This window comes from Micrococcus sp. TA1 (assembly GCF_014199555.1).
GTDB lineage: Bacteria > Actinomycetota > Actinomycetes > Actinomycetales > Micrococcaceae > Citricoccus.
The window spans coordinates 1-19,492 of record NZ_JACHNW010000011.1 but is presented as its reverse complement, the minus strand read 5'-3'; the positions used below and the strand labels follow the sequence as shown (position 1 = coordinate 19,492).

Annotated in this window: 22 protein-coding genes and 1 riboswitch; of the genes, 13 read left to right on the top strand and 9 right to left on the bottom strand. The window is 71.9% G+C overall.

The features are described 5' to 3' along the window. Nucleotides 1-195 precede the first annotated feature (195 nt). Complete coding sequence (locus GGQ69_RS16175) at nt 196-906, top strand: C40 family peptidase (RefSeq protein WP_183530412.1); 711 nt, start codon at nt 196-198, stop codon at nt 904-906. 153 nt (nt 907-1,059) lie between these two features. Here GGQ69_RS16175 and GGQ69_RS16170 read toward each other — a convergent pair whose 3' ends face one another. Continuing rightward, nucleotides 1,060-2,223 carry an acyl-CoA dehydrogenase family protein gene (locus GGQ69_RS16170; RefSeq protein ID WP_183530410.1) on the bottom strand — a complete coding sequence of 388 codons (1,164 nt, stop codon included), beginning with the start codon at nt 2,221-2,223 and terminating at the stop codon, nt 1,060-1,062. 307 nt (nt 2,224-2,530) lie between these two features. On the opposite strand from GGQ69_RS16170, the gene GGQ69_RS16675 reads away from it, so the two are divergent. Continuing rightward, nucleotides 2,531-4,165: an LssY C-terminal domain-containing protein gene (locus GGQ69_RS16675; protein WP_255459818.1), complete on the top strand. Its 1,635-nt coding sequence runs from the start codon at nt 2,531-2,533 to the stop codon at nt 4,163-4,165. A 43-nt stretch (nt 4,166-4,208) separates the two neighbouring features. On the opposite strand, the gene GGQ69_RS16155 is transcribed toward GGQ69_RS16675, so the two are convergent. Both GGQ69_RS16155 and GGQ69_RS16150 read right to left on the bottom strand, forming a co-directional pair. Next, nucleotides 4,209-4,478 carry a DUF3253 domain-containing protein gene (locus GGQ69_RS16155; RefSeq protein WP_183530408.1) on the bottom strand — a complete coding sequence of 90 codons (270 nt, stop codon included), beginning with the start codon at nt 4,476-4,478 and terminating at the stop codon, nt 4,209-4,211. Nucleotides 4,479-4,569: 91 nt separating this feature from the next. After that, a complete protein-coding gene (locus GGQ69_RS16150; RefSeq protein ID WP_183530406.1) occupies nt 4,570-5,106 on the bottom strand; it encodes an aminoacyl-tRNA deacylase in 537 nt (178 codons plus the stop codon). A gap of 78 nt (nt 5,107-5,184) precedes the next feature. On the opposite strand from GGQ69_RS16150, the gene GGQ69_RS16145 reads away from it, so the two are divergent. Together GGQ69_RS16145 and GGQ69_RS16140 are read left to right on the top strand one after the other, a co-directional pair. Beyond that, the gene (locus tag GGQ69_RS16145; RefSeq protein WP_183530404.1) at nt 5,185-5,715 is read left to right on the top strand and encodes a DinB family protein; all 531 of its coding nucleotides are present in this window, start codon (nt 5,185-5,187) and stop codon (nt 5,713-5,715) included. A 150-nt stretch (nt 5,716-5,865) separates the two neighbouring features. Further along, nucleotides 5,866-6,579: a DUF899 family protein gene (locus tag GGQ69_RS16140; protein WP_183530402.1), complete on the top strand. Its 714-nt coding sequence runs from the start codon at nt 5,866-5,868 to the stop codon at nt 6,577-6,579. A 33-nt stretch (nt 6,580-6,612) separates the two neighbouring features. Here GGQ69_RS16140 and GGQ69_RS16135 read toward each other — a convergent pair whose 3' ends face one another. Beyond that, entirely contained in the window at nt 6,613-7,809 is a 1,197-nt protein-coding gene (locus GGQ69_RS16135) for a hypothetical protein (protein ID WP_183530400.1), read from the bottom strand. 175 nt (nt 7,810-7,984) lie between these two features. Then, a complete protein-coding gene (locus tag GGQ69_RS16130; RefSeq protein ID WP_183530398.1) occupies nt 7,985-8,701 on the bottom strand; it encodes a LysE family translocator in 717 nt (238 codons plus the stop codon). A gap of 232 nt (nt 8,702-8,933) precedes the next feature. On the opposite strand from GGQ69_RS16130, the gene GGQ69_RS16125 reads away from it, so the two are divergent. After that, nucleotides 8,934-9,770: a class I SAM-dependent methyltransferase gene (locus tag GGQ69_RS16125; RefSeq protein ID WP_183530396.1), complete on the top strand. Its 837-nt coding sequence runs from the start codon at nt 8,934-8,936 to the stop codon at nt 9,768-9,770. Between the two features lie 11 nt (nt 9,771-9,781). On the opposite strand, the gene GGQ69_RS16120 is transcribed toward GGQ69_RS16125, so the two are convergent. Then, nucleotides 9,782-10,126: a hypothetical protein gene (locus GGQ69_RS16120; RefSeq protein ID WP_183530394.1), complete on the bottom strand. Its 345-nt coding sequence runs from the start codon at nt 10,124-10,126 to the stop codon at nt 9,782-9,784. Nucleotides 10,127-10,280: 154 nt separating this feature from the next. Then, nucleotides 10,281-10,379: riboswitch (glycine riboswitch) on the bottom strand. 198 nt (nt 10,380-10,577) lie between these two features. Here GGQ69_RS16120 and GGQ69_RS16115 point away from each other — a divergent pair. The 7 genes from GGQ69_RS16115 to GGQ69_RS16085 all read left to right on the top strand — a co-directional run bounded on the left by GGQ69_RS16115 (nt 10,578) and on the right by GGQ69_RS16085 (nt 16,191). Further along, nucleotides 10,578-11,225 (top strand): phosphoribosyltransferase, encoded by a 648-nt coding sequence (locus GGQ69_RS16115; RefSeq protein ID WP_183530392.1) that lies wholly within the window; start codon nt 10,578-10,580, stop codon nt 11,223-11,225. 106 nt (nt 11,226-11,331) lie between these two features. Further along, nucleotides 11,332-11,943 (top strand): dihydrofolate reductase family protein, encoded by a 612-nt coding sequence (locus tag GGQ69_RS16110; protein WP_183530390.1) that lies wholly within the window; start codon nt 11,332-11,334, stop codon nt 11,941-11,943. A 3-nt stretch (nt 11,944-11,946) separates the two neighbouring features. Continuing rightward, complete coding sequence (locus GGQ69_RS16105; protein ID WP_183530388.1) at nt 11,947-12,516, top strand: dihydrofolate reductase family protein; 570 nt, start codon at nt 11,947-11,949, stop codon at nt 12,514-12,516. A gap of 103 nt (nt 12,517-12,619) precedes the next feature. Further along, nucleotides 12,620-14,431 carry an ABC-F family ATP-binding cassette domain-containing protein gene (locus GGQ69_RS16100; RefSeq protein WP_183530386.1) on the top strand — a complete coding sequence of 604 codons (1,812 nt, stop codon included), beginning with the start codon at nt 12,620-12,622 and terminating at the stop codon, nt 14,429-14,431. 13 nt (nt 14,432-14,444) lie between these two features. Further along, the gene (locus GGQ69_RS16095; protein ID WP_183530384.1) at nt 14,445-14,993 is read left to right on the top strand and encodes a maleylpyruvate isomerase N-terminal domain-containing protein; all 549 of its coding nucleotides are present in this window, start codon (nt 14,445-14,447) and stop codon (nt 14,991-14,993) included. Nucleotides 14,994-15,158: 165 nt separating this feature from the next. Beyond that, complete coding sequence (locus GGQ69_RS16090; protein ID WP_183530382.1) at nt 15,159-15,563, top strand: phage holin family protein; 405 nt, start codon at nt 15,159-15,161, stop codon at nt 15,561-15,563. Nucleotides 15,564-15,603: 40 nt separating this feature from the next. Further along, nucleotides 15,604-16,191 (top strand): potassium channel family protein, encoded by a 588-nt coding sequence (locus GGQ69_RS16085; protein WP_221243899.1) that lies wholly within the window; start codon nt 15,604-15,606, stop codon nt 16,189-16,191. Nucleotides 16,192-16,223: 32 nt separating this feature from the next. Here GGQ69_RS16085 and GGQ69_RS16080 read toward each other — a convergent pair whose 3' ends face one another. After that, nucleotides 16,224-16,646: a DUF1269 domain-containing protein gene (locus tag GGQ69_RS16080; RefSeq protein WP_255459816.1), complete on the bottom strand. Its 423-nt coding sequence runs from the start codon at nt 16,644-16,646 to the stop codon at nt 16,224-16,226. Nucleotides 16,647-16,983: 337 nt separating this feature from the next. Between GGQ69_RS16080 and GGQ69_RS16075 the strand changes: the two genes are divergently transcribed. After that, on the top strand, nt 16,984-17,952 hold the full coding sequence (locus tag GGQ69_RS16075; protein WP_183530378.1) for a hypothetical protein: 969 nt from the start codon (nt 16,984-16,986) through the stop codon (nt 17,950-17,952). A 184-nt stretch (nt 17,953-18,136) separates the two neighbouring features. On the opposite strand, the gene GGQ69_RS16070 is transcribed toward GGQ69_RS16075, so the two are convergent. Both GGQ69_RS16070 and GGQ69_RS16065 read right to left on the bottom strand, forming a co-directional pair. Further along, nucleotides 18,137-18,769, bottom strand: coding sequence for an alpha/beta hydrolase (locus GGQ69_RS16070; protein ID WP_183530376.1), 633 nt, complete (start codon nt 18,767-18,769; stop codon nt 18,137-18,139). Next, nucleotides 18,766-19,287, bottom strand: a complete 522-nt coding sequence (locus GGQ69_RS16065; protein WP_183530374.1) for a VOC family protein — start codon at nt 19,285-19,287, stop codon at nt 18,766-18,768. Before GGQ69_RS16065 ends, GGQ69_RS16070 begins: the two co-directional genes overlap by 4 nt. Nucleotides 19,288-19,492: the final 205 nt, after the last annotated feature.

Genomic DNA, 19,492 nt, shown 5'->3' with positions numbered 1-19,492 from the left:
CGGACGACGCGAGAATCACGAAGTGGTAACGTCAAGGGCCGTGCGTGGACCTGGGCGCGCGCCCGCTGTGGCCTCCTGCATGGCACTTTCAGGAAACATCCAGGTGATGGACAGGGACACGCAAGGTTGCGACTCGATAATATTCGTGTACGGTATGTAACGATCCGATTACACGCGAAGCATTGAGAGCATCCCATGACCTACTCCTCCCGCCGTGCCCGCCTCCTCGCCGAGAAGCAGGCCCGCCGCACTCACCGTCGTCGTTCCCTGACCGTCGGCGTCGCCGGTCTGGCCACCGTCGCCGGAGCCACCATCGGCGGTGTGGCCCCGGCCGCGGCCAACGACGGCGGCGCCGCGACCGTCGACTACTCGGCCCAGCAGGGCTACAACTGGAGCGCGGGCGACTCGTCCTCCACCTCCACCGCCGCCACCTCCGCTGCCGGTGGGTCGTACGACTACACCCCGGCCTCCACCGGTTCGTCCCAGGCGACCTACCAGCTGGCGTCCTACACCACCTCCTCCGCCAGCGGCTGGAGCGCGGACGTGGCCCAGTGGGCCACCGCCAAGGCCGCCGATCCGAGCGTCTACTACAGCTGGGGCGGCAACGGCCCCACCGCCTATGACTGCTCCGGCTTCACCCAGAGCGCCTTCGCCCAGGCCGGCAAGAGCATCCCGCGGGGCTCCTCGGCGCAGTTCTCCGGGGGGCAGAAGGTCTCCATGAACAACCTCCGGGTGGGTGACCTCGTGTTCTGGTCCAACAACGGTTCGGGTTCCGGTGTCTACCACGTGGCCATCTACATCGGCGATGGCAAGATCGCGCACGCCCGCAACCCGCAGATGGGCGTGTCCGTCACCAACCTGAACTACAGCCCCACCAACATGCTCGGCACCGCCGTCCGGTACTGACCAGAACCCTCCGGGATCCCTGCGGGATCCTGACGGTCCAGGGCCCGGTCGTCCGCGATGCGGACGGCCGGGCCCTGGACCGTCCCGGGCATCGACGGGGGCGGCGACGGAGGCCCAGGCCGGGGCCGGGACCGGGGGCGGTGCGCGTCCGTCTCACAGGTTGCGGGCGATGAGCTCCTTCATGATCTCGTTCGTCCCGCCGTAGATCCGCTGCACCCGGGCATCGGCGTACAGCCTGCCGATCGGATACTCGAGCATGTAGCCGTACCCGCCGAACAGCTGCACGCAGCGGTCGATGACCGTGCCCTGCAGGTCGGTGGAGTAGTACTTCGCGCGCGAGGCCATGGCGGCATCGAGCTGGCCGTCCACGTGCAGGGCGACGCAGTGGTCGAGGAAGGTCCGGGCCACCAGGACCTCGGTGCTGACCTCGGCCAGCGTGAACCGGGTGTTCTGGAAGTCGAAGACCTTCTGCCCGAACGCCTCGCGCTGGCGGGTGTAGTCCAGCGCCAGTTCGAACGCCAGCTCGGCGTAGCCGACCGCCGTGATCGCGATCGCCAGCCGTTCCTGCGGCAGCTGGGCCATCAGCTGGTAGAACCCCTGGCCCTCCCGCTCGCCCAGCAGGTTCGACGCCGGCACGCGCACGTCCGTGAAGGACAGTTCGCGGGTGTCCTGGCCGTGCTGGCCGACCTTGGACAACACCCGCCCGCGCTCGAACCCGGCCAGGCCCTCGGTCTCCACCGCGATCAGGGACACCCCGCGCGCACCCTCCCCGCCGGTCCGCGCCACCACGATGATCAGCCCGCCGTGGGTGGCATTGGTGATGAAGGTCTTGGACCCGTTGATCACGTAGTGGTCGTCCTCGAGCCGGGCGGTGGTGCGGATGTTCTGCAGGTCCGAACCGGTGGAGGGCTCCGTCATGGCGATCGCGCCGATGAGCTCGCCGCTGGCCATCCGCGGCAGCCAGGAGCGCTTCTGCTCCTCCGAGCCGTAGGCGAGCACGTAGTGCGCCACGATCGTGGAGTGGATGGAGTACCCCAGGGACCCGTCCCCGGCCTTGCCCTGCTCCCACAGCACCGCGGCCTCGTGGGCGAAGCCGCCTCCGCCGCCGCCGTACTCCTCCGGAACGGAGATGCAGAGCAGTCCGGCCTGCCCGGCGGCGAGCCACGTCCCGGAGTCCACCTGGTGCTGCGCGGCGAAGCGTTCGGTGTGGGGCGTGAGTTCCCGGGCGAAGAAGGAGCGCGCGAGATCGGCGACGTCGGCCACCTCGTCCTTCAGCCATGGGGAGACATAGGCGGGGGTGCGGAAGGTGGCGGCCACGGGAACTCCTGGGTCGGTACGGTGCGGGAACGACAGGCGGAGGGGAGGCGTCGTCCCTGTCAGGGCACCGTATGCACCGGGAGCGGTTCGGGGCAATGGCGACGACGCCGGACACGTGCGGCACCACCGGGTGCCGCACCTGTCCTGTCGACCGGGCCCGCGGGGGGCTCCAGCGGGCCGGCGGCGGGCCTCGTGCCGCATCAGGACGAGCTCCAACCGAGGCGCCGAGCGAGGGGTGCAGTGGCCCACGGTGACCGATAGGGTGACCGCACGGCCCCGAGCCGGGGCCGGCAGGGCCGGCCAGACCATGGACACGCAGAGCAGCCACCGGATGTCTCCCGACGGTCCGGAACCGTCGGGACGCCACAGCGCCCGCGCCACCGTCCTGCTGTGGTGCCACCGGGTGCTGCGCCTGGCCGTCACCGCCCTCGTGGGCCTGGGCGTCTACCACCTGGTCCTCGAGGAGTTCGACACCCATGGCCGCCTCGTCTGGGGCTTCCTGCTCCTCTGGGTGCTCTGCGCGTACGTCCTGCTGCCGCAGCTGAACCGCGTGCTGTCCCGGGTCTACGTGCCCGATTACTTCATCGGCAGGGCCCGGACGGCCGATGGGCTGTTGGGCGACCCGGTCAACCTGGCCGTCCTGGGGACGGCGGACCAGCTGGCCGCGGCACTGCGCGCGGCCGGCTGGACCGCCGCGGACCCGCTGAAGCTGTCCACGGGGTGGGGCATCACCCGGGCGTCCCTGCTCCGCCGCAGCTATCCGGCGGCCCCGGTGAGCCCGTTGTTCGTGTTCGGCCGCCGTCAGGACCTGGCGTTCGAGCGCGAGGTGGCGGGCAGCCCCGCCCAGCGGCACCACGTGCGGTTCTGGGCCTGTCCGCCCGGCTGGACGCTGCCCGGTGGCTTCGACGCCGACCTGGTCGGGGCGGCCACCTTCGACCGCCGGGTGGGGCTGTCCCTGTTCACCCTGCAGATCACGCACAAGGTGGCCGAGCGGACGGACGAGGAACGGGACCTGGTCGTCGCGGCGCTGCGCTCGGCGGGCGCCGCGGTCCACGTGGTCAGGCACTTCACCACGGGGTATCACACCCGCAACGGGGGCGGGGACGCGATCGAGACGGACGGGGACCTGCCCATTGTCGACCTGCGGACGGTCGCGGTGCCGGAGGCGTCACCCCTCGAGTCCCCGCCGGCGGGTGAGTCCCGGGGGACGACCGAGGCGGCGGACGTCGCGTCACCGTCCGGCCCGGCGTGCACGCGGGCTCCGGTAGACCCGGCACGGGGCGGGTCGCCGGCCGAGCGGCACCGGAGCCTGTTCGGCTCGGGAACGTCTCTGGACCGGCTGGTCTTCTTCAGCGACGCGGTGTTCGCCATCGCCATGACCCTGCTCGTGCTGGAACTGATCCTGCCCGGTGACCTCGACCCGCAGCAGGTCGACCGGGCCCTCGCGGCCCACCTGCCGGAATTCCTCGCCTACGTGCTGAGTTTCACGGTCATCGGGACCGCCTGGATGAATCACCACCGTAAGTTCACCGTCATCCGCCGGTACGACGTGCGGTTGCAGTGGCTCAACCTGTTGTTGCTGTTCCTCATCGCCCTGCTCCCCATGCCCACGAGCCTGCTCAGCGACTACGGCGGCAGGACCTCCCCCTGGCCCGTGGTGCTCTACGCGGTGGTGACGGCGGGGGTGTACATCACGTTGAGCCTGATCTGGCGGCATGCCTGGCGGGCCGCGCTGATTGTTCCCGAGGTGGACGCCGAGCTGTACCGGTACGTGCTGCACGGCGCCTGGCCGGTGCCCGCGGTCTTCCTCGGCAGCGTGCCCGTGGCGTTCGTGAGCCCGGAACTCGCGGCGTACTCGTGGCTCCTCCTCGTGCCGGTCCTGCCGACGGCGCGGCGACTGCGACGCCGGAACGCGGGCCTCGCGGAACGGGAGTCGGAGTGAGCCAGACGGCCTGAACGCACCCGGCCGGTGGGTCCGGGGGGTGCTAGGCCCGGCGGATCCTGATGGGTCCGCGGGCCGTGGCGAGGTCCACCACCTCGCCGCGCTGGGTGATGACCACCTCCCCGGCCTCCACGAGACCCGCGGCCGCGGAGCGGGCCTCGTCCATCAGGGGGCGCCAGTCGTTCCCGGGACCGGCCACGGCGCGGGCCGCCTCACTCGGGCAGATCGTGGCACCTGCCCGGCGGCGCGAGAGCAGGTCGAGGATCGTGCGCCGGAACTCCTCGAGCGGTGGATCGTCCTCATGCGGGCTCACGACCCCAGTCTCCAGCACGTCCGGGGTGGGGACCAGCGACGCCGGTCCGCCCACCCCCGCTCCGCTCGCCGCCACCCCGGCCGGCCGCCCGTCACGGTCTCCTCGGGCTCGGCCGAGGCGTGCGGGACGAGGTCCCGGGCTCCGGCTCGGTGACGTCAGCGACGTCGGCCGCCAGGACCGCGATCAGCGCGTCGGCGTCGACGGTGACGGCCGCACCCGGGGCGCCGGCCCCGATGGAGACCGTCCGCCCGCGCAGGGTGAGGTCCGCGATCACGGGCCAGGCCGTCGTCGAGCCGAAGGGAGTGATGCTGCCGCGCGGATAACCGGTGACCGCCCGGGCCTCCTCGGCCGAGGGCATCGACAGGCGGTTGACGCCCAGCGTGGCACGCAGCTTGGGCCAGGCGATCGCGCGTGTGCCGGGGACGAGCACGAAGACGTAGTCACCCTCACCGCGTCGCACCACGAGCGTCTTCACCAGGTGGCCCGGCTCCACCCCGCGGGCGGCGGCCGCCTCGGCCAGGGAGGACACGGGGCCGTGCTCGGTCAGGGCGTACTCGATGCCGGAGGCCTCGAGGGAGGGCAGGCCGGCGGGCCGGCCCGTGGGCCGGCCGGGCTCTGGGGTGCTCACGCTGTCAGCGTACCCAGCGCTGGACCCATCACCTCGACTCCCCTCGACGGGGTCGGGTCACGGGTGCAGGATGGGGGCATGAGCTCCCAGGCCCCTGCCCCTGTCCCCGGCGACGACCGCGACTGGACCTTCGTCATCACCGACGGTTGCGAGGAGTGCGGCTTCCGGCCCTTCGACGCGGCCGAGACGGCCCGGCGGATCAGTGCAGGCACGGAGCGATGGCGGGCGGTCCTCGAGCGTCCCGACGCGGCGCGGCGACCCTCGGAGCAGGTGTGGTCCCCGCTGGAGTACGCCTGCCACGTGCGGGACATGGTCCGGTTGCTGGGCGAACGCGTGAAGGCGATCCGTGACCAGGAGGCCCCCGAGTTCGCCGACTGGGACGGGGATGCCATGGCGGTGAAGCTCGCCTACTGGGCCGCGGACCCGGGCACCACGTGGGAGGACCTGGGGCGGACCACGCGCCGCACGGTCAGCGTCCTGGAGTCCGTGCCCGCCGGGGCCCGGGACCGGACGGGCCGCCGCTCGGACGGGGTGGAGTTCACCGTCGCCTCGCTCGGCCAGTACATCGGTCACGAGATGGAGCACCACCTGCACGACGTGCGCGGCTGACCGGCGGGCGCGCTCCGGGCCTGGCCGGAACCGACCCGTCCCGCCGACCGCATCCCGCAGGAACGGAGATGCCCGGTGGGCCATGCCCGGCCTAGCGTGGTCCCATCACCGGGACCGCGGTGGCCCCGGCCTGAACCCAGGAGGGACACCATGTCCGTCACGGAATCGGTCCAGCACCAGGACCGGGCTCCCGCCCTGCCGCGCGTCGTGGACCGGGCGACGTGGCAGGCCGAGCTCGACGACCTGCGCCGGCGGGAGAAGGCGGTCACGCACGAGCTCGACGCGATCGCCGCGCAGCGGCGCCGGTTGCCCGCGGTGAAGCTGCCCCCGTACACGCTGGAGGGGGCCTTCGGCCCGATCACCCTGGCCGAGGTCTTCGAGGGCAAGCGCCAGCTGATCGTCTACCACCACATGTGGGAGCCCGGCGCGGACTTCCAGTGCGGTGGCTGCACCTACTTCACCTCGCAGTTCACCCGCCTGGACTTCCTCGACAACTACGACGCCCGGTTCGTGGTCGTCACGCAGGGCCCGATCGACGAGGCGCTCGCCTACCGGCGCAAGGTGGGGAACCAGATGACCTGGTACTCGACGGCGCACAGCGACTTCGGGGCCGACGTCGACGCCCCGCCGGGTGGTGGGTTCGCGCTCAACGTGTTCCTGCGCGACGGTGCGGACGTGTACCGCACCTGGCACACCACCGGGCGGGGGATCGAGCAGTTCTCCGCCGCGTTCGCGCTGATCGACGCGCTGCCCTACGGCCGGCAGGAACAGTGGCAGGACGTGCCCGAGGGGTGGCCGCAGGGCGAGACCTACGCGGGATGGCCGGACTCCCCGGACATCGCGCGCTGGTACGGCCGGGGGTGACGCGCAGCGGCCAGCCACACCCGGCCGTCGCGGTCACTCGGGGGCGGGCAGCCAGCTGCGGACCACCCCACCGTAGGTGCCCGGATCGGGCGGTTCGATCTCGCGCTCCCGCACCCCGAGCACGGCCGTCCAGGCCTTGTGGACCAGGTCGTAGTCCTCGGCGTCCGCGGTCGTCTCCCCCGGTTCCCGGTAGGTCATCCACCGGTCACCGCCCGCGTGGAAGACGTTGAGCAGGTAGCGCGTCCCGTCCCGCACCTGCAGGTCGTTCTCCGCCGTGCACCCGTACTGGCGAAGGGAGTCCACGAACTCGGCCACCAGGTCGAGTTCGCCCATCTGCAGGACGGGATAGAAGTTCTCCCGGTGGAAGTCGTACACGGTGGGTGCATCCTCCACGTAGATCGGGTACCGATGGTTGCCCGTGGGGATGTAGGCGATGTGCGTGGCCAGGTATGCCGTCTCGATGAACGTCCCGTCGTCGGCCCCCTCCGGGAACTCCGCGGCCCCGGGCAGCGGATAGTCCTGGAGGAAGCGCCATGCCCTGGCGGGGAGATCACGGGCCTCGGGCGGCACGTCCAGGCCGGGGACGACCTGTGCCTCGATCAGGAGCAGGGTCCAGATCACCAGGTCGAAGGCGTCCCCCAGGGAGGCCTCACCGGAGGCGAGCATCGGCTCGTAGTCGAGCTCCATCGCGGCGGACAGCGAGTCGCACCGGGCGAGAGCGGCGTTGGCGAGGCCGACCATGTGTTCCACCCGGGCGTCGTTCGCCTGGTACTGGTTGTGCGCGTGGATGGCCAGCGGCAGGACGGATCCGTAGTCGGAGCACGTGAGCGCCCCCGGATCGCGGGCCAGGAAGGGCTGGACCAGGTCCGTGAGGTTCTCCCGTGCGCCGTCGCGGGCCATCTGGTCGACGTCGGCGGTGTTGGCGCTCGCGTACGTCACCTCGATCAGGGAGGCCACGGAGTCCTCCCAGAGGTCCTCGGCGGCCCCCGGCCGCCGCTCGTAGAGGTCGACCATCTCCTCGATGCCCCGGCGCACCGAGAAGGCCGCCTCCCCGGACTCCGTCACGGACCAGGGCTCGGCCACCAGGGCCTGCTGCACCGTGCCGGAGGGGCGCCAGCCCTCGGGCATCCGCCCCGGGTCCAGCACGCAGTGCGAACTCTCCGGCGCCGAGCAGGACGTCAGCAGGACCAGGGGGAGCAGTGACGCGATCACCGCGCGGGTCCGTTGCACCGATGGGCCTCCTGTCCAGGCCCCCGGCCTGACCGCTGGCTCCCCGCGCCGGTGGCCCGTGCGCGTGATTGCACCGCAATGTACTCCTCCCGGCGGCTCCCCGCACCAGTTCATCGGGCGGGTCGAGGACGCCGTTCAGGCACCCCGGCGTGCAGGCGTCAGCACCGGAGGACGGTCATCCGCGGGCGGCGGCCGGAGCCGGACCGGTGAGGGCGTCGGCCAGCAGGGTGCCGCCGAAGCCCATCAGCACCAGGCCGGTCACCCGGTCGATGGCGGCCAGGGACCGCGGGCTGGACAGCCAGCGGCGTGCGTAGCCGCCCCCGATGATGAGCACGGCGAACCAGCTCATCGTGAGCGCGGCGTGCACCCCGGCCAGGGCCGCACCCATCAGCAGGGGCGAGACGCCGTCGGGGAGGAACTGCGGGATGGTGGCGATGTAGAACACGCCGACCTTGGGGTTGAGCAGGTTGGTGCCGGCACCGGTCAGCCAGCCGCGCCAGGGAGGGTCGGCGGGCGCCGGGGAGCCGGCGCCCCAGCCCCCCGGTTCGCCCGGGGAGGCGGCACCCGTCACGGCAGTGTTCACCGGGTCCCTCCCGGTGCCGCGGAACGAGGACCAGATCATCGACGCACCCAGCCAGAGCATGTACGCCGCCCCGGTGATCGTCAGCACGCGGTAGGCGAGCTCTGAGGCCGCGAGCAGGGCGGAGACCCCGACGGCGGCGGCGATGCCCCACACCACGGCCCCGGTGGCGACCCCGGTGGCGGTGGCCCACGCGTAGGGGCGGGACCGGGTCAGCGAGGACCGCAGCACCAGGGCGGTGTCCAGTCCGGGCACCAGGGTCAGCAGGCCGGCCACCACGGTGAAGGCGAGCAGGGCGTCCAGGATCGTCACCGATCCAGTGTAGTCAGGGAGGGTCGCCGGACCGGAGGAGATCAGGTGGTCCCCGGCCCCCCGTCCCGGCCCTTCCCGGGGCCCAGCCCGCGGGGAGGGCAGCGCCTCGTTCCTGTCTGCCGGACGCCCCCGGTGGGATACTGGTGCCGCATGACCCGCCACCGGTGGGTGGGCATCCCCGCCCTGGCGAGCCGGCCGTCCAGCACATCCCAGTGACTCCGGAGAACCCGTCATGAGCCAGACAGCAAGCCAACCCGGTGCCGACCGCGACCTGAAGTCCAGGCACCGCACCATGTGGGCCTCGGGTGACTACCCGGGCATGGTCGAGACGTGGTTGCTCCCCCTCGGGCCGAGACTCGTCGAGGCAGCCCGCGTCACCTCCGGCCAGCGCGTCCTGGACGTCGGTGCCGGCACGGGCAACGCGTCCCTGCCGGCAGCGGCCACGGGGGCGAGGGTCACCGCCGTCGACCTCACTCCCGAGCTGCTGGACGCAGGGCGGCTGCGCGCCGAGGCGCAGGGGTTCGACCTGGAGTGGGTGGAGGCCGACGCCGAGCACCTGCCCTTCGAGGACGCCTCCTTCGACGTGGTGATGTCCTCGATCGGCGTGATGTTCGCCCCCCACCACCAGGAGGCCGCCGACGAGCTCGTGCGCGTGTGCCGGCCCGGCGGGACGATCGCCCTGCTGAGCTGGACGCCCGAGGGCGTGGTGGGCGGGCTCTTCCGCACCATGAAGCCCTTCGCCCCGGCGCCCCCGCCCGGAGTGCAGCCGGCGCCGCTGTGGGGCACCGAGGAGCACCAGCGCGCCCTGCTGGGTGATCGGGTGGCGGTGGACTCCGCCAGCCGGGGCACCCTCGAGGTCACCGCCTTCGGCACGCCGCGCGAATTCGCCGAGCATTTCAAGGCGTCCTACGGCCCCACGATCACCGTCCGCAGGAACGCCGAGGGCGAGGGCCGTGCCGAGGAATTCGACCAGGCGTTCCAGGCCTTCTTCGACGAGGCGAACGTGGGGACCGAGGACCGGGCGCGCTTCGAGATCGAGTACCTGCTGACGGTGGCCACCCGGAGGTAACCGAGGCCGGCCTACCCCGGGACGGTGACGTTCCGGATGGTCATCTCGACGGTGTCGAAGGTGAGGTCGAGCATGGCCTCGAGCTGTTCGCGGACTCCGACGACCACCTCCGTGGTGCGGGTGACGTCCGCGTGGGGGGACAGGAAGCACTCGATCCACAGCCGCGGTGCGCGCCGGGGGCCGTCGATGCGGACGAGGGCGTCCTCGACGTCCCGGTGCGTCATCAGTCCGGTGGCCGCGGCCTGGGCGATCTTGGCGCACCGTTGCTCCGCCGCGGCGCCGGGGCCGGTGGGGCGGCCGGCCGGGGAGGCCTCACCGCCCGGGGTGAGACCGGGGCATGCACGTGCATTCGTCATCCGGGGAACTCCTGGGGTCTGCGATCGTTCTCGCGTCGTCTGTAGGTTCCTCCCCGATCTGTTGCGCGGCCTGAGAGTTTCCATCCCACCCGGGCGGGGCGGGACTTGCTCCTTCGGCGAGCACGGCGAAGACCGCGCTACTTTCCAGATGTGCCTCGGTGCGGCGGTGCGGGGGCCTGAGAGTTTCCCGGGAGGAATTGCTCCTACGGCGCCCGACCGGTGGTGCCGGACGGGACTCTCCCGCCACACCTCAACGGCAACGGCTATTCTGCTGTGATTGCGATCACAGTGTAGTCAGGCATTTGATTTGTATGCAAAATATGCCGTGAATCTCGTCACACGGGGTCATCCGGGCCGTTGCCGGGAACGCCGGGTGGTCGGGGGCCCTTCCAGTGCCACGACCGGCGCGCCTACGCTGGGGGCGACCCACAGCCCATCCCAGGGAGGGGACGTGCCGGAATTCCAGGACAGATACGACGCCGGTGCCCAGCTCGCAGCGCGGCTCGCCCCGCGCTGGGCCGGGCACGCCGACGTCGTGGTGCTGGGCCTGCCCCGCGGCGGGGTGCCGGTCGCGGAAGTGGTGGCCCGGGAACTGCGCGCACCGCTGGACGTGATCATGGTCCGCAAGCTGGGGGTGCCCTCCTACCCGGAGCTCGCGATGGGTGCCATCGGTGAGCAGGGCGTCCGGCTCCAGGACGAGGGCACCATCCGGCACTTCGGGGTCACGCAGGAGCAAGTGGCGCTGGTCGAACGCCGCGAGCAGCAGACCCTGGACCGCCGGGCGCGGCTCTTCCGTGCCGGCCGGGAGCCGCTGGACCTCACGGGCAAGACCGCGATGATCGTCGACGACGGCATCGCCACGGGCTCCACCGCCCGGGTGGCCTGCAGAGTGGCCCGGGCCCTCGGGGCGGCGCGCGTGGTGCTGGCCGTGCCGGTTGCCTCGCGGACCACCGTGGACTCGATGCTCATGAGCCGCGAGGCCGACGAGATCGAGGTACTGGCCACCCCCCGGGGCTTCCGGGCCGTCGGGGCCCACTACCGGGACTTCGCCGCCGTCGACGACGAGACGGTCGCGGCGATCCTGTCCCGCGGTAGCTGAACCCCGGCCCGTCGCGACCGGGTGTTCCCGGACGCGACGGCCCTCCCTACTGTGGGACGAGGAGAGGGCGCCAGCGACCCCTGCGGCGCCGACGGAAGGACCATCCATGCGCATCGTCATCACGCAGAACATGACCCTGGACGGGCGGATCGAGATGCTCGACGACTGGTTCGACCCCGCCGACCAGGACCCGGAACTGGTCGGGGAGATGCGGCGCCAGACGGCCGGCGAGGACGTGCTGCTGCTGGGCCGGCAGACCTTCGAGGACCTCCGCGGCTACTGGCCGCACCGGGCGGATGACACCACCGGAGTGGCCGAGGCCCTGGACCGGGCGGACAAGCGCGTGGTCTCCGCCACCCTGACCGACCCGCAGTGGGAGAACACGACCGTCATCGGCGGCGACCCCCTCCAGGCCGTCCGGGAGCTGCGGCGGCAGGACGGCCGTGACGTGGTCGTCACCGGGAGTATCCACCTGGCGCACACCCTGATCGAGGCGGCGCTGGTGGACGAGTTCCGCATGTTCACCCACCCGGCCTGGCAGGGCCGCGGGCGGTCCTTCTTCCCGGACGGTTTCGATGCCCCGCGGCTGCGGCGCATCGACGGCAAGGTCTTCCCCCACGGGGTGGTGTACGCCGCCTACGAGCTGGCCGGACTGGCCCACGGTGACGGTCCCGGGGGCACCGCGCTCGCCGGACTCGGCTCGGAACAGGAGGACTGAACGATGGGCAAGCTCATCTACTCGGTGATCGCCTCCCTGGACGGGTACATCGCCGACGAGGCGGGGGACTTCTCCTGGGCCATGCCGGACGCCGAGGTGCACCAGTACGCCAATGACGAGCTGGCCGGCGTCGCCGTCCACCTCTACGGACGCCGGACCTACGAACTGATGACCCCGTGGGAGAACGACCCGGAACTGGCCGCGTCCGCACCGGTGACCGCCGAGTTCGCGCGGGCATGGCAGCGGGCGGACAAGGTGGTCTACTCCTCGACGCTGGACAGGGCCAGCACCCGGCGCACCACGCTGGAACGTCACTTCGATCCCGCGACCGTGCGCCGGCTGAAGGCCGAGGCGGCGGGCGACCTGCTGATCGGTGGTCCGACCATCGCCGCCTATGCCCTGCGCGCCGGGCTCGTGGACGAGGTCAGCCAGGTACTGCTGCCGATCGTCATCGGCGGGGGACTGGCGGTGTTCCCGGCCGGGCTGGGCCTGGACCTCGAGCTCATCGGTGAGCAGCGGTTCGCCGGCGGGGCCGTGGCCCTGAGGCACAGGGTGGACCGGATACGGGACTGAGCCGTACCCTTGACTGCCATGAGGTCCTGAGTCCCCTCCGTCCCGCGCCCGAGGCTGCGTCCGAGCCGCCCGGCGGGATCCGACCGACCGCCCCAGGACCGTCATGACCTCCTCGACCCCTCGTCCCTCGCGGCCCTCTGCCGCACGGCTGGCCGCCGCCTCGACCCTCAGCGGCGCCGATCACCTCGTGGTGGACGGCGTCTCCCGGTCCTTCGCGGACCACCGCGTCCTGACCGACATCAGCTTCACCGTCTCCTCGGGTGAGCGCGCCTGCCTCATCGGTGAGAACGGCACCGGCAAGACCACCCTGCTGCGCATCATCGCCGGCCTCGACGACGACCACGCCGGCCGGATCAGCGCGCCCGGCAGCACCGGGCTCTATCACCAGCAGCCGGCCTTCGAGCTGACCCTGTCCGTGGAGCAGGTGCTGGCCCAGGCCACCGCGCCGCAACGGCACCTCGTGGAGGAGGTCGCCCGGCTCGCGGAGGCGCTCGCCGTGGGGCAACGGCCGCCCGGTGCCCGGCTCGTGACGGCCTATGACCGCGCCCTGGCCGAGGCCGCCCGCACCCGGGCCTGGGACGTGGGGCACGTCGTCGACCGGGTCGTCGAGGGCCTGGGCCTGGCCGGGGTCCCCCGGGACCGGCGGGCCGGTGAGCTGTCCGGTGGCCAAGTGTCCCGGTTGTCGCTGGCCTGGCTGCTGCTTCGGCGCCCGGACACCCTGTTGCTGGACGAGCCGACCAATCACCTCGACGACCGCGGCACCGCCCTGCTCGTGGACCTGCTCGCCGGTTGGTCCGGACCGGTGCTCATCGCCAGTCATGACCGCGCCTTCCTCGACGAGGCGGCCACCAGCCTGCTCGACCTGGATCCCGCCCCGGGGCCCCACCGGGACGCCGGTGCGGCCGGCGGGGACGGGGACGGTGCGGACGGGAACGGCAGGGGTGCCGGCGTGGGCGTCACCCGGTTCGGCGGCACCTACACCCAGTACCTGCTGCACCGGATCGATGAGCGTGCCCGCTGGGAACGGCGCTACCGGGAGGAACAGGAGGAATTGCGGCGGCTGCGGCGCCAGATGGCACAGAACCACACGGTCGGCCACGCGGACCGCCCGCCGCGCACCGAGGGGAAGATGGCCCAGAAGTTCTACTCCGACCGCAACGCCACGGTCGTGCGGCGCCGGGTCAACGACGCCGCCACCGCGCTGGCCCGCCTCGAGCGGGCCCAGGTCCGCAGGCCCCCGCCCGTGCTGCGCTTCACCGGCCTCGACGCGGCCACGGCGGGAGGCGGGCCGGACGGCCGCGGTGACCGGCCGGCGTCGTCCGCACCGGTGCTGGCGGCCACCGGGGTGGGACTCGCCGGGCGGCTCGCCCCGGTGTCCGTGGCGCTGGGCGCGCGGTCCCGGTTGCTGGTCACCGGCCCGAACGGGGCGGGCAAGACCACCCTGCTGCGGATCCTGGCCGGTGACCTGGAACCCGACGCCGGCTCGGTCTCGGCCCGGTCCGACGGGGCCGGGGGGCGGTCGGTCGGGATGCTCGGCCAGGAACCCAGGACCATGGACCCGGACGAGACCGTGGCGGAGGCGTACCGGGCCGCCGTCGGCATCGAGACGGCCGAGCGGGTGCCCCTCGGCACGTTCGGACTGCTGACCGCACGAGACGAGGGCCAGCCGGTGGGCGTGCTGTCCGTGGGGCAGCGCCGGCGCCTGGACCTGGCCATGCTGCTCGCCGATCCGCCGGAGGTGCTGCTGCTGGACGAGCCGACCAACCACTTCTCGCTGCTGCTGGCCACCCGGCTGGAGGCCTCGGTCCCGGACTACCCGGGCGCCGTGGTGATCGCCAGCCATGACCGTTGGCTGCGCTCGGGGTGGCGGGGGGAGCGGCTGGAGCTCAGCCTTCCCAGTGGGCCGGGGAACTGAGCACAATATCCTCATGAGCACACTCGCCGAGACCTGGGGCCGTCATTCCGAACCACTGACCGACGTCATCAACTCCGTCACCGACTGGCAGGCGCAGAGCCCGTGCGAGGGCTGGACCGCCGCGGACATCGTGGACCACCTGATGCAGAGCCACCGGGAGTTCATGGGCCGGCAGGGACGCGAGATCCCGCTGGTGCCCGGCACCCCGGCCGAGCAGTGGAACCACCACGTCGCCGCCATGTCGGCCCTGGTCGGCGACGAGGACCTGGTGTCGCGGCCCCTGGAGACCCCCTTCGGTGACTCGACGGTCGGCCAGGTGCTCATGGACTTCTACGGGATGGACCTGATCGTGCACCGGTGGGACCTGGCCACCTCCCAGGGACAGGACCACCGGCTCACCGAGGAGGAACTGGCCGAGGTGGACGCCGCCGTGGACGGTTACGGTGAGGCGGCCTATGCCCCGGGCATCTTCAAGAAGGGGGTCGAGGTGCCCGCAGATGCCTCCCGCCAGGAACAGGTTCTCGCCCGGACGGGCAGGACGGTCCGGGCGGACCACCGCTGAACGGTGCCGGGCCGGGGGACCGAGCGGCTGGCCCTTGACCACGGTCGCCACCGGGTCTCTCATGGAGTCATCAGAGGGGCTTGCGCCACACGTCTGAACAGCGGGCCGCGACCGGCGCAAGCCCAGGGGGCCGGGACCCAGGAACAGGGGATCACCATGATTCGCATGCTGCTTCAGGCCGTCATCAACGTGGTGATGGCCGCCATCGGGCTGCTGCTGGCCGGATCGCTGATCGACGGCGTCACGCTGCAGCCCTCCGGGTTCGTCGTGGCCGTGCTCGTCTTCGTGATCGGGCAGGCCGTCCTGGGCCCGTTCGTGTTCAACATGGCCCGGCAGTATGCGTCGGCCATCCTCGGCGGCGTGGGCCTGGTGTCCACCCTGCTGGCCCTCTGGATCGCGACCCTCTTCCCGGAGGGACTGGTCATCTCCGGCGTCACGGCCTGGGTCCTGGCCACCCTGCTGGTCTGGATCGTCACGGCTCTCGGTACGTGGATCCTGGGCTACCTCGTGCTCACCCGCTGGTGGGACAAGAGGGTCGAGAAGAAGAACATCCGCCGGGCCGTGGCCTGAACGCCACCACCTGGCGCGGGCCACAGGACACGGACCGTCCATGAGCGTGCTCGGGGCGCCCGCCGACTGGCCGCGGTTACGACCGTGGACGCTGCTGCGGCCGATCCTGACCGGGGCGGCCCTGCTGACTGTCTACTACCTGCTGCCCCTGGACCGCGGCGGCAGCCTCACCTGGTTCGTGGTGGGCCTCACCGCCCTAACCGTGCTGGTCATCTGGCAGGTTCGGGCCGTGATGAACGCACCGTCGCCGCGGTTGCGCGCCGTGGAGTCGTTGGCCACCTCGATCCCGCTGTACATCGTGCTGTTCGCCGGCTCCTACTACACGATGTCCGGACGGGACGCCGACGCCTTCACCGAGCCGCTGGACCGCACCGACGCCCTGTACTTCACCATCGCCACGTTGGCCACGGTCGGGTTCGGGGACATCGCCGCGGTCTCGGAACCCGCACGGGCCGCCGTCATCGTGCAGATGGTGACCGGGGTGGTGCTCCTCGGGGTGGTCATCAAGGTCTTCCTCGGAGCGGTGCAGATCGGCCTGCGCCGTGCCCAGGGCGCACCCGCTGCACGGGACGACGGTCCCTCGAACCCCGCCGCCGATCCCGATGACGGGGCCCCTCCCCGGGCGTGAGGGAGGGAGGAGGGACAGGGACGGTGCGGTGGTCACTCCGGGGCGAAGGCCTGCCGAAGCGCGTCCTCGTCCTCACGGCTGAGGTTCGTCTCCACCAGCTCGAACCTGGTGCCGGCGAAGTGCTCCGTCACCCGGTCCATGACCGCGCCACTCGTCAGCAGGAACAGCGCCGACGTGCCCGGGGTCACCGTCTCACGGATGCGCTTGATGAAGGAGTCGTCGATGCCCACATCGGCCAGGGAGCCGCTGAGCCCGCCTACCGCGGCACCCACTGCCGCGCCCAGCAGGGGCACGAAGAAGATGAGGCCGAAGAGGAATCCCCAGAATGATCCGCCCAGGGCGCCCACGCCGGCCATGTTGTGCAGTTGACGTGTCTTGGGCTTCTTGGCGTCGGTTGCCCAGGAGACGACCGCCGCGTCATGTACCTTGATGAGCTCCTGGGACTGCAGGTTCAACAGAGTGCTCTCCGCCTCCTCCGCCCCGGTTTCACTGTCGAACTTCCATACGGTAAGCGTTGCCACAGCAGGACCTTTCGCCACGGGAGGTCCCGGAGGTCGAGACCCGCCCCCATCCTGCGCCGGTGCGTGGGGGCACGTCTACGGTCCGGAGGCCTGCTTCTCTCCCCGGGGGCGTCCGGGCCAGGGGCGGTGAGGCCTGTGGGGCTCCCGGGGCGTGAGGGGCCGGTGCGCGGGGGCGGACCCTGTCCGGGTTGCTAGTGTTAGCAGCTGGTTGCTAACTTTGTTAACGCAGGCAGGGAAATTGCTGCCATATGCATCAACATAAGGAGACATCATGGCTGCTGACACCAACAACGCCACCCCCACCGCCGCCCAGGCCAAGGCCAACGAGGCCGCCAACAAGGCGAACGTCGAGCAGGCCAAGGCCAAGGCCGCCGCCGAGCAGGCCAAGACCGCCGACGACGCCAAGGCCAACGCCGAGCAGGCCAAGGCCAACGAGGCCGCCAACAAGGCCAACGTCGCCCAGGCCAAGGCCAAGGCTGCCGCAGAGCAGGCGAAGACTGCCACCGAGTCGACCAAGACTGCTGCCCCCGCCAAGGCCGCCGCCCCCGCCAAGGCCGCCGCCCCCGCCAAGGCCGCCGCCCCCGCCAAGGCCGCCGCCCCCGCCAAGACCGCTTCGGCCAAGGCCGCCGCTCCAGCCAAGGCCGCCCCGGCCAAGGCTGCCGCTCCCGCCAAGGCTGCCGCCCCGGCCAAGGCTGCCGCTCCCGCCAAGGCTGCGGCTCCTGCCAAGGCCGCCCCGGTCAAGGCTGCCGCTCCTGCCAAGGCTGCCGCCCCGGCCGAGGCCGCTCCCACGAAGACGGCTGCCCCGGTCCAGGCTCCTGCCCCGGTCCAGACGGTCGCTCCGGTGCGGACCGTTGCTCCGGTCCCGGCCGCCGCCCCGGTCGTGAAGACTGCCGAGCCGGCCCAGCAGAAGGCCGCCGAGCTCGTGGAGCAGGCCACGCAGCGGTTCGAGGAGAACTCTGAGCGTGTGGCCGAGCTGGCCCAGGAAGCCGCCCAGCGCGCCGGGGACAACGCCGAGCGCCTCCAGGAGATCAACTCCGCCGTGGTCGATTCGTCGAAGACCGTCAGCCGCGTCGGTGTGGACACCTACCAGGCCGCAGCCAAGAACGTCTTCGACCTGCAGCGCCAGATGGTTGGCGCCGCTCGGGTCGCATGGGTCCGCGACGCGGCAGCCACCCAGATCCAGTTCGCCGAGGATGTCACCAACGCGTGGGCCAGGGCCGCCCGCGAGCTGCTGAAGTGATGTGAACGGTGCGCGAGCCTGGTCTCGCGTACCGGTGCCAGAGGGTCCTGCCGATTCCGGCAGGACCCTCTGGCGTTTCGATGACGGGCCACCGCCGCGGGTCTGATGCGGTGAGAAGCCTGTGGATCAGGACGTCGCCGTCCCGCAGGGGTGGCCCGGTCGACAGCGAGGGGCCCCGGTCGCGTCAGTCCCGCAGCAGGTCGGAGATCCAGTCGCCGAGCCCGGTGATCGTGTCGGTGGTGATGGCGTGGCCACCCGGGTCGCGGCGGGCGGTGGCGGAGGCCCCGGACTCGGTCAGCAGGTAGTGCCAGGTGCGGTCCAGGAGCTCCCGGGGGATCACCGTGTCCGTCTCGCCCTGGGCGACGTAGACCGGCACCCCGGCCAACCGGGACGGGGAGGTCGGGACGCCGGCGTCGAACGGCAGTGTCCCGTACAGGATCGCTGCGCCGGCGAACCGCTGGGGATCGGCCAGCAGGAGCCCCCCGGCGAAGGCGGCGCCGCCGCTGAAGCCGACCAGGATCACCGGACGCCCGGCCGGGGCCACGTCATCGAGCCAGAGCCGGAACCAGGCCATGACCTCGTCGAGGGACTCGGCGAGCGGGCGGCCGATGCCGCGGTTGGCAAACCAGGCGTAGCCGTTCCCGGAGCGGATCGGGGCACGGACGGCGGTGTACACCGCGCCGGCGGGAAGGTGCCGGGCCAGGTCGATGATGCCGGTCTCGTCGGCACCGCGGCCGTGCAGCAGCACGACGAGCGGACGGTCGGCCGCGTCGGGTCCGTGCCAGGTGACGGTGGGAGCGTCGAAGGCCCCGCTCACGTGCGGTCCTCCGCGGCGTCGATGGTGATGCGGCCGGCGGTGCCCACCCCGGCCCAGCGCTCGAGTTCGGCGTCGAGCTCGAGGGGCTCGACCGGGGCGGCGTGCTCGTAGGCACCCCAGTACTGCCGGGGCAACATCCACATCAGTTCGAACTCGTTGCCGTCCGGGTCCGCCCCGTAGATGCTCTTGGTGGCACCGTGGCTGGACTGGCCGGTATAGGCGTCGGCCTCGATCAGTGCCTGGCGCGCCTGGGCGAGTTCCTCGATGGTGTCCAGTTGCCAGGCCAGGTGGTAGAGCCCGACCCCGCCACGCGCCGTGGGCGCCGCGCCGGAGCCGAGGCCGAACAACCCCAGATCATGGTGATTGCCCGATCGGGGCAGCCGCAGGAACGCGGCGTTGGCGTGGGGCTCGCGGGCGGCGACCTCCATTCCGAAGACCTCGGTGTAGAACCGCTCGGCCCGCTCCAGGTCGGTGACGAACAGGACGGCATGGTTCAACCGGACGAGTGAGAGGGACATGGGATCAGACTCTTTCTGAGGTGGGGGATGCGAGGGGCCAGTCGTTGTCCGCCTCAGGGGTGAGCCTGCGGACCAGCGGGGGTCCCGCTGGATTCAGGGTCAGGCGGTGACGGCGAAGCCGGCGGTCCAGGAGACCTTCCCGGCGGCGGCCAGGGTGATCTGCAGGATGCCCATGACCTCCAGTTCCCGGGTCCGGGCTGCCCCC

Coding starts and splice junctions, on each gene's coding strand:
- GGQ69_RS16095 (WP_183530384.1), top strand. CDS start 14,445: ATGAGCACACTCGCCGAGACCTGGGGCCGTCATTCCGAACCACTGACC.
- GGQ69_RS16075 (WP_183530378.1), top strand. CDS start 16,984: ATGGCTGCTGACACCAACAACGCCACCCCCACCGCCGCCCAGGCCAAG.
- GGQ69_RS16110 (WP_183530390.1), top strand. CDS start 11,332: ATGCGCATCGTCATCACGCAGAACATGACCCTGGACGGGCGGATCGAG.
- GGQ69_RS16065 (WP_183530374.1), bottom strand. CDS start 19,287: ATGTCCCTCTCACTCGTCCGGTTGAACCATGCCGTCCTGTTCGTCACC.
- GGQ69_RS16085 (WP_221243899.1), top strand. CDS start 15,604: ATGAGCGTGCTCGGGGCGCCCGCCGACTGGCCGCGGTTACGACCGTGG.
- GGQ69_RS16140 (WP_183530402.1), top strand. CDS start 5,866: ATGTCCGTCACGGAATCGGTCCAGCACCAGGACCGGGCTCCCGCCCTG.
- GGQ69_RS16100 (WP_183530386.1), top strand. CDS start 12,620: ATGACCTCCTCGACCCCTCGTCCCTCGCGGCCCTCTGCCGCACGGCTG.
- GGQ69_RS16105 (WP_183530388.1), top strand. CDS start 11,947: ATGGGCAAGCTCATCTACTCGGTGATCGCCTCCCTGGACGGGTACATC.
- GGQ69_RS16675 (WP_255459818.1), top strand. CDS start 2,531: ATGGACACGCAGAGCAGCCACCGGATGTCTCCCGACGGTCCGGAACCG.
- GGQ69_RS16120 (WP_183530394.1), bottom strand. CDS start 10,126: ATGACGAATGCACGTGCATGCCCCGGTCTCACCCCGGGCGGTGAGGCC.
- GGQ69_RS16175 (WP_183530412.1), top strand. CDS start 196: ATGACCTACTCCTCCCGCCGTGCCCGCCTCCTCGCCGAGAAGCAGGCC.
- GGQ69_RS16145 (WP_183530404.1), top strand. CDS start 5,185: ATGAGCTCCCAGGCCCCTGCCCCTGTCCCCGGCGACGACCGCGACTGG.
- GGQ69_RS16125 (WP_183530396.1), top strand. CDS start 8,934: ATGAGCCAGACAGCAAGCCAACCCGGTGCCGACCGCGACCTGAAGTCC.
- GGQ69_RS16090 (WP_183530382.1), top strand. CDS start 15,159: ATGCTGCTTCAGGCCGTCATCAACGTGGTGATGGCCGCCATCGGGCTG.